Source organism: Streptomyces sp. NPDC003011, from assembly GCF_053591515.1.
The window spans coordinates 64,252-71,404 of sequence record NZ_JBSFTY010000051.1 but is presented as its reverse complement, the minus strand read 5'-3'; the positions used below and the strand labels follow the sequence as shown (position 1 = coordinate 71,404).

Here is a 7,153-nt window from a genome sequence, read left to right as displayed (position 1 = left end):
CTTCGGCACCCCCCGCTGACCGGCGTCTGCGGCGCGGCCCGCGAACCTGGTTGAATCCAGGGACGTCGGCCGACCCGGCCACCGCCGACGACCGTGCGGGGGCTGGGGCCGGTCCGGCGGATGAGGGCGGATCAGGGCGGATCAGGACGCGGGGAGGCCACGGCTTCTCGTCGGGGACCGACGACGGCGCGGCCGGAGTCCCCAGGCGGGGGCGAGGGCCCGGTCCGCGGATTGATCCGCCGGACAGGTCCTGGAGGCCGTGACTGTGGGGAGAGCATGAACGAGGGGAAGCCCGCGAAGGCGAACGGACCGGCGCCGGCGCCGCACGAGGTGCCCGGTGTGAGCACGGCCAGGCAGCGGGGCGGGACGACACCGACGGAGCCGCAGGGCACACCGGCCGATGCCGGGTCAGGTGCCGATGATGCCGATCACGAGGGCGACTTCGCACTGAGGGCACCGTGTGAGGCACCCGGCCCGGCCCCGGACCGTCGTCCCCCGGCCCCGGACCGTCCGGCTCCTGACGGGGGCGACTTCGCCCTGCCGGCGCCTCAGACGCCGGCGGCGCCGGAGGGTGACTACGAACTGAGGGACCCGGAGACCGCCCCGGTCGAGCGACAGCGTCCCCGGGCCGGGAGCGAGACCGCCCCTGCCCCCGCTTCCGCCCCCGTCGACGATCAGGGGCCCGGCGCGTCCGTGGCCGAGGGCGCCCCCGGCCCCGTCACCGACCGACCCAGGCCCCTGCACGACCCCGACCCCTACAGCACCCCGCCGTACGGCGGGCCCGGCCCCTGGGCACCCGCCCCGCCCGTGCAGCACCCGGCGGCCACCCCGGCACACGGCACAGCCCTGTCGGCGCCCCCTCCGCCGCCGCGGGGGACACCTGTCCCGCCGTTGGCCCCCGGTACGCCCGCCCAGACCTACGCGCCCGCTCCCGCCGCCCAGGAGCCGACGCCGGCCCCTGTGCCCGCCCCCGGCGTCGAGTCACCGCCCGCCGCCGCCCCTGCCGCCGTGGAACCCCCACCGCCCGCCGCCCCCGCCGACCCCGACCCGCCCTCGCTCTCCACGCCCTGGCAGAACTACGACCCCTGGGCCCCGGTGACCGCCCCGCTCCAGCAGACCGGGGCCGGCGTCACCAGCGGGGAGCAGCGGCGCAGGCGGGTCCGGAAGGTGGTCGTCGGGGCCGTCGTGCTGCTGGCGCTCGTGTCCGGCGGGGCCGGGGGCGTCGTCGGGGCGTATCTGGAGCGGAACGGGGGGATCGGGGACGTGGAGCTGCCGCAGGCCGCCGCCGAGCCCGCCGGGCGGGACGCGGAGAGCGTGGCCGGGATCGCCGCGCGTGCCCTGCCCAGCGTGGTGACCCTGCATGTGTCCGGCTCCGAGGACCAGGGCACCGGCACCGGGTTCGTGCTCGACGACCGCGGTCACATCCTCACCAACAACCACGTCGTGGAGCCCGCCGGGTCCGACGGCGAGATAGCGGTGACGTTCCACAGCGGCGACACCGCCCAGGCCACCGTCGTCGGCCGGGACAGCGGCTACGACCTCGCCGTCGTCAGGGTCAGAGGGGTCAGCGGCCTGGAGCCCCTGCCCCTCGGCAACTCCGACAACGTCCAGGTCGGCGACCCGGTCGTCGCCATCGGCGCGCCCTTCGACCTGGCGGGTACGGTCACCTCCGGCATCATCAGCGCCAAGGAACGGCCCATCACCGCCGGCGGCGAGAGCGGCGACGCGAGTGACGTGTCGTACGTCGATGCCCTCCAGACGGACGCGCCCATCAACCCCGGCAACTCCGGCGGCCCGCTCCTGGACGCGCAGGCCCGTGTCATCGGCATCAACTCCGCCATCCGCTCCGCGGACAGCGGCACCGACCCGGACGGCGGCCAGGCCGGCTCCATCGGCCTGGGTTTCGCCATACCGGTCAACCAGGGCAAGCGCGTCGCCGAGGAGCTGATCAACACCGGGCGGGCGACCCACCCGGTGATCGGCGTCACCCTCGACATGGACTACGACGGCGACGGCGCCCGGGTCGGCACGAAGAGCGGCGACGGCGGCCCGGCGGTCGTCGTCGGCGGCCCCGGCGACCGCGCCGGGATCAAGGCCGGTGACGTCATCACCGAGGTCGACGGCCGACGCGTCCACTCCGGCGAGGAACTCATCGTCAAGACCCGCGCCCACCGCCCCGGCGACCGCCTCGAACTCACCGTGCAGCGCGCCGGCGAGGAGAGGACCGTCCCGCTGGTCCTCGGCTCCTCCGGCGACTGACAGAAACCTCACAGGCAAAGCGGCCGGCCCCCGTCCCAGCAGGCGGACAACCCGGAGGAGCCCCCATCCGGTCGCAGCCGAAACCCCCGGGACGGTACCGGTCGTACGGGATCGCCGGGTACCGTGGACCGGGCCCGGACCACGGAAGACCGCACGGACCACCGAGGGCCGAGGGCCGAGGACATCGCAAGGAGCTTCAGGTGTTCAATGACATAGGACCGCTCGAGCTGGTCACGCTCGTTGTCCTCGCCGTGCTCGTCTTCGGTCCGGACAAGCTCCCGAAGGTCATCCAGGACGTCATGCGGACCGTACGCAAGATCCGTGAGTTCTCGGAGAGCGCCAAGCAGGACATCCGGCAGGAACTGGGCCCGGAGTTCAAGGACTTCGAGTTCGAGGACCTCAACCCCAAGACGTTCATCCGCAAGCAGCTGGACAACGACGAACTGGGGCTCAAGGAGATCCGCAACGGCTTCGACCTGAAGAAGGAGATGGCCGAGGTCACCGACGCGGTGCACAGCCGCGACTCGGATGCGTCCGCGGCCGGGAGCTCCGGGACCTCCGGCGGCAGCGTCGACATGACGAAGAAGCCCGAGAAGGCCGACGACGACCGCCCGCCCTTCGACGCGGACGCCACCTGAGCGAAGGCCCCCACGCCGTCGTACGTGACGCGTTTCATACTCCGTTCTGCCGCTGTACGGCCGGAACGGACCCCTTGGACGCCCCGCGCGCCGGGCGCGTTCCCTGCTGCTCGCGGTGGTGTGGCTATGCTGCCGAGTTGTTGTGCGGACCGGACGAGTACGTCCGAAGGGGGGCGGGCCGCCCGGTCCGACGAGAGCGAGGAGGCGTCCGGGCACATGGAGACGACGAGTCGGGCAGTCGCGCAGACGCCGGTCGCGGAGGGCGGACAACAGGTCCCCTCCGCCCGGCGTACGGTCGACGGCTACCTGCTGGCGCCCTTCCCGTGGTACGGCCTTGACGAGGCCTTCACGGGGCCGCGCTGGCTGATGCAGGTCGGTACGGCGGCCGACGGGGCCGTCGAGCACGGTTCGATCGGACACGGCGACGAGCCCTCCGTACGGAACGAGGGCACGCAGGACAAGGAGAAGTTCGCGGTGGTGGTCACCGTCGCGGCGAACCCCGATCGGCGCAGCGCGGACGGTACGGGCCTGCTGGAGGCCACGTCGGTGTCCTCGGCGGCCTGGCTCGCGGGGGTGGGGCTGCTGTCCTTCACCTGGCCCGGGCAGATGGACCACACGCTGCGGGACGAGTGGCTGGAGCAGCAGACCGAGACGGCGTGGGCCCTGGCCGACGATCTGGACGGTTCCGACTGGTCGACGCTGTCCCTGCCGGTGGACGGGGTGCCCACGCCCTTCCACTACCGGGAGTCCGAGTTCGGCTGGGTGCTCGCCGGGTCCACCCAGGAGGGCGTGCACGTGGGTGCGTACGGCAGAGGGATGAGCGCGTACGGACTCGGGTTCGCGATGATCAAGGACATCTCGGCCTACGCGTAGCCGGTGACACGACCACGGGGGCGCCGTCCGGTGAGACGGCGCCCCCGTGGTCGTAGCGAGGTCAGAACGTCCGAGGTCAGAACTTGTTGCGGGGGGTGATCCCCAGGGACAGGCCCGAAAGGCCCCGCTGCCGTCCTCCCAGCTTGCCCGCGATGGACCGCAGGGCGGAGCCCGCCGGGGAGTCCGGGTCGGTCAGGACCACCGGCTTGCCGTCGTCGCCGCCCTCGCGCAGGCGGACGTCGATCGGGATGCTGCCGAGAACCGGGACGTTCGTGCCCGTGGTACGGGTCAGACCGTCCGCCACCGACTGGCCGCCGCCCGTGCCGAAGACGTCGACCATCTCGTCGCAGTGCGGGCAGGGCAGGCCGGACATGTTCTCCACCACGCCGACGATCTTCTGGTGGGTCTGGACGGCGATGGAGCCCGCCCGCTCGGCCACCTCGGCGGCCGCCTGCTGAGGCGTCGTGACCACCAGGATCTCGGCGTTCGGGACCAGCTGCGCCACCGAGATGGCGATGTCACCGGTGCCCGGCGGGAGGTCGAGCAGCAGCACGTCCAGGTCGCCCCAGTACACGTCCGCCAGGAACTGCTGGAGGGCGCGGTGCAGCATCGGGCCGCGCCAGACGACCGGGGCGTTGCCCGGGGTGAACATGCCGATCGAGATGACCTTCACGCCGTGCGCGGACGGCGGCATGATCATGTTTTCGACCTGGGTCGGACGACCGTCGACGCCCAGCATGCGCGGCACGCTGTGACCGTAGATGTCGGCGTCCACGACACCGACCTTCAGGCCGTCGGCCGCCATCGCCGCCGCCAGGTTCACCGTCACCGAGGACTTGCCGACGCCGCCCTTGCCGGACGCGACCGCGTACACGCGGGTCAGCGAGCCCGGTCTGGCGAAGGGGACCTCGCGCTCGGTCTGGCCGCCGCGCAGCGCCGACGCCAGCTCCTTGCGCTGCTCGTCGCTCATGACGTCGAGTTCGACGTCGACGCGGGTGACGCCCTGGACCGCCGAGACGGCGTCCGTCACCCGCTGGGTGATCGTTTCGCGCATGGGGCAGCCGGAGACCGTCAGGTACACGGCGACCGCGACCGCTCCGTCCGCGCCGATCTCCACGGACTTGACCATCCCCAGTTCGGTGATGGGTCGGTTGATCTCGGGGTCGTTCACCGTCGCCAGTGCTTCACGCACCGCGTCTTCCGTAGCCATAGGGTCGATGGTACGGCGCCGCACACGGCCCTGGGGAAGCCTGTCACCGGTCGTCTGCGTCACGTACCCGCGACCGTTCCGCCGGGAATACGACATGGCCGTCGCGCCGCTCGTCCAGTTCCTTCAGCAGGTCCTGCAGTTCCGAGCGGATCCAGTCACGGGTCGCCACCTCGCCGAGGCCGATCCTGAGCGCGGCGATCTCCCGGGTCAGGTACTCCGTGTCCGCGATGGACCGCTCGTTCTGCTTGCGGTCCTGTTCGAGATTGACCCGGTCGCGGTCGTCCTGCCGGTTCTGCGCGAGCAGGATCAGCGGGGCCGCGTAGGAGGCCTGGAGGGACAGCATCAGCGTCAGGAAGATGAAGGGGTAGCTGTCGACGCGCAGGTCGCGCGGCGCGAAGATGTTCCACAGCACCCAGCAGATGATGGCGATCGTCATCCAGACGATGAACCGTCCGGTGCCGAGGAAGCGCGCGATGCGCTCCGACAGCCGTCCGAAGGCCTCCGGGTCCCACTCGGGCAGCATCCGGCGCCGGGTCGGCCGCGGCTGGTCCAGGCGCGGAGTGCGGTGGCGGGAGCTCGCGGTGGCCCCGGCGGGCGTGCGCTCGCGGGCCCCGGTCTCACGGTCAGGCGTCATGGGAAGCCACCCCCCGGTCCCGCTCCTCGTCCGTGCCCCGGCCGTGCTCGTTCTCGTCTTCGTTCTCGGCCTCGTTGTCGTTCTCGTCGAGGTCGAACTCGTTCTCCCGCCAGTCCTCCGGCAGCATGTGGTCGAGCACGTCGTCCACCGTCACCGCGCCCAGCAGCGCCCCGGAGTCGTCGACGACGGGCGCCGCGACCATGTCGTACGTCGCGAAGAACCCGGCGACGAGGGGCAGCGTCGCGTTGGGGTCGAGGGGTTGCAGGTCGTCGTCGATGATCGAGCTGACCAGGGTGTACGGAGGGTCGCGCAGCAGCCGCTGGAAGTGGACCGTGCCCAGGTACTTGCCGGTCGGCGTCTCGTCGGGCGGGCGGCAGACGTAGACCTGCGCGGCGAGGGCGGGGGACAGGTCGGCGTTGCGGACGCGGGCGAGGGCGTCGGCGACGGTCGCGTCGGGCCGCAGCACGATCGGCTCGGTCGTCATCAGACCGCCGGCCGTGTGCTCCTCGTACGCCAGCAGGCGCCGCATGTCGGCCGCGTCGGCGGGCTTCATCAGGCTCAGCAGCCGCTCCTGGTCCTCGGTGGGCAGCTCGGAGAGCAGGTCGGCCGCGTCGTCCGGGTCCATGGCCTCCAGGACGTCGGCGGCGCGCTCCTCCTTCAGCTTGCCGAGGATCTCGATCTGGTCGTCCTCCGGGAGCTCCTCGAGCACGTCGGCGAGACGGTCGTCGTCCAGGGCCGCGGCGACCTCCGCGCGCCGCTTGGACGACAGATGGTGCAGCACGTTGGCGAGGTCGGCGGGGCGCAGTTGCTCGAAGGTGGCCAGGAGGCTCTCGGCGCCCTGTCCGTGCTCCTCCAGGGAGAACCCGGTGACGGCGGACCACTCGACGGTCAGGCTCTCGCCCTTGCGCCGGAAGGCGCCGCCCTTGCCGCCCTTGCGGACGAACGCGCGGTCGATCTCCCAGTCCCGGCGGGCCGGCAGCTGCTGCACCGACAGGTCCAGGACGGTGACCTGCTCGCCGGTCTCGACGAGCGTGACGCGCCGGTCGAGGAGTTCGCCGAAGACCAGACGCTCGGTGGGCCGTTGCTCGAAGCGCCGGACGTTGAGCACGCCGGTGGTGATGACCTGCCCGGACTCGATGCTGGTCACCCGGGTCATGGGCAGGAAGATCCGGCGGCGCGTGGCGAGTTCGACGACCAGCCCGAGCAGACGTGGCGGCCGCCGGGCGACCCGCAGCATGACGACCAGGTCGCGCACGCGGCCGACCTGGTCACCGGCCGGGTCGAACACGGCGACGCCGGAGAGGTGCGAGACGAAGATCCGGGGGGCGCCCGCTGCCATGGCTGTGCTTCCTTCTCGTGCGGGGTTCGTCAGGAGTCGCATCGTGGGTTGCCTGATGGGTCTCTTTTCCGAATTGCCCGCTCGGGTGGGCTTCAGGCTAGCCCGTCCCGATCGGATACGCGCTGGTGAGCGGTCCGGACGGACTGGCTCCGTCAGGGCCCCGGGGCCCCGGTACGCTGCCGTACGCCGCTGAAGGACCC

General features: G+C 72.2%; 6 protein-coding genes. 3 read left to right on the top strand and 3 right to left on the bottom strand.

The features are described 5' to 3' along the window. Nucleotides 1-276: 276 nt before the first annotated feature. The 3 genes from ACWD0J_RS25430 to ACWD0J_RS25420 all read left to right on the top strand — a co-directional run bounded on the left by ACWD0J_RS25430 (nt 277) and on the right by ACWD0J_RS25420 (nt 3,770). The gene (locus ACWD0J_RS25430; protein ID WP_451498135.1) at nt 277-2,259 is read left to right on the top strand and encodes a trypsin-like peptidase domain-containing protein; all 1,983 of its coding nucleotides are present in this window, start codon (nt 277-279) and stop codon (nt 2,257-2,259) included. A 200-nt stretch (nt 2,260-2,459) separates the two neighbouring features. Continuing rightward, the gene (locus ACWD0J_RS25425; protein WP_451498134.1) at nt 2,460-2,897 is read left to right on the top strand and encodes a sec-independent translocase; all 438 of its coding nucleotides are present in this window, start codon (nt 2,460-2,462) and stop codon (nt 2,895-2,897) included. A gap of 216 nt (nt 2,898-3,113) precedes the next feature. Next, nucleotides 3,114-3,770 carry a hypothetical protein gene (locus ACWD0J_RS25420; protein WP_451498133.1) on the top strand — a complete coding sequence of 219 codons (657 nt, stop codon included), beginning with the start codon at nt 3,114-3,116 and terminating at the stop codon, nt 3,768-3,770. A gap of 76 nt (nt 3,771-3,846) precedes the next feature. Here ACWD0J_RS25420 and ACWD0J_RS25415 read toward each other — a convergent pair whose 3' ends face one another. From ACWD0J_RS25415 to ACWD0J_RS25405, 3 genes are read right to left on the bottom strand one after another with little or no spacing between them, the layout of a single operon-like run. Beyond that, nucleotides 3,847-4,980, bottom strand: coding sequence for an Mrp/NBP35 family ATP-binding protein (locus tag ACWD0J_RS25415; protein WP_451498132.1), 1,134 nt, complete (start codon nt 4,978-4,980; stop codon nt 3,847-3,849). Nucleotides 4,981-5,023: 43 nt separating this feature from the next. Next, entirely contained in the window at nt 5,024-5,614 is a 591-nt protein-coding gene (locus ACWD0J_RS25410; protein ID WP_451498131.1) for a DUF1003 domain-containing protein, read from the bottom strand. Continuing rightward, entirely contained in the window at nt 5,604-6,953 is a 1,350-nt protein-coding gene (locus ACWD0J_RS25405; RefSeq protein WP_451498130.1) for a magnesium transporter MgtE N-terminal domain-containing protein, read from the bottom strand. Before ACWD0J_RS25405 ends, ACWD0J_RS25410 begins: the two co-directional genes overlap by 11 nt. Nucleotides 6,954-7,153: the final 200 nt, after the last annotated feature.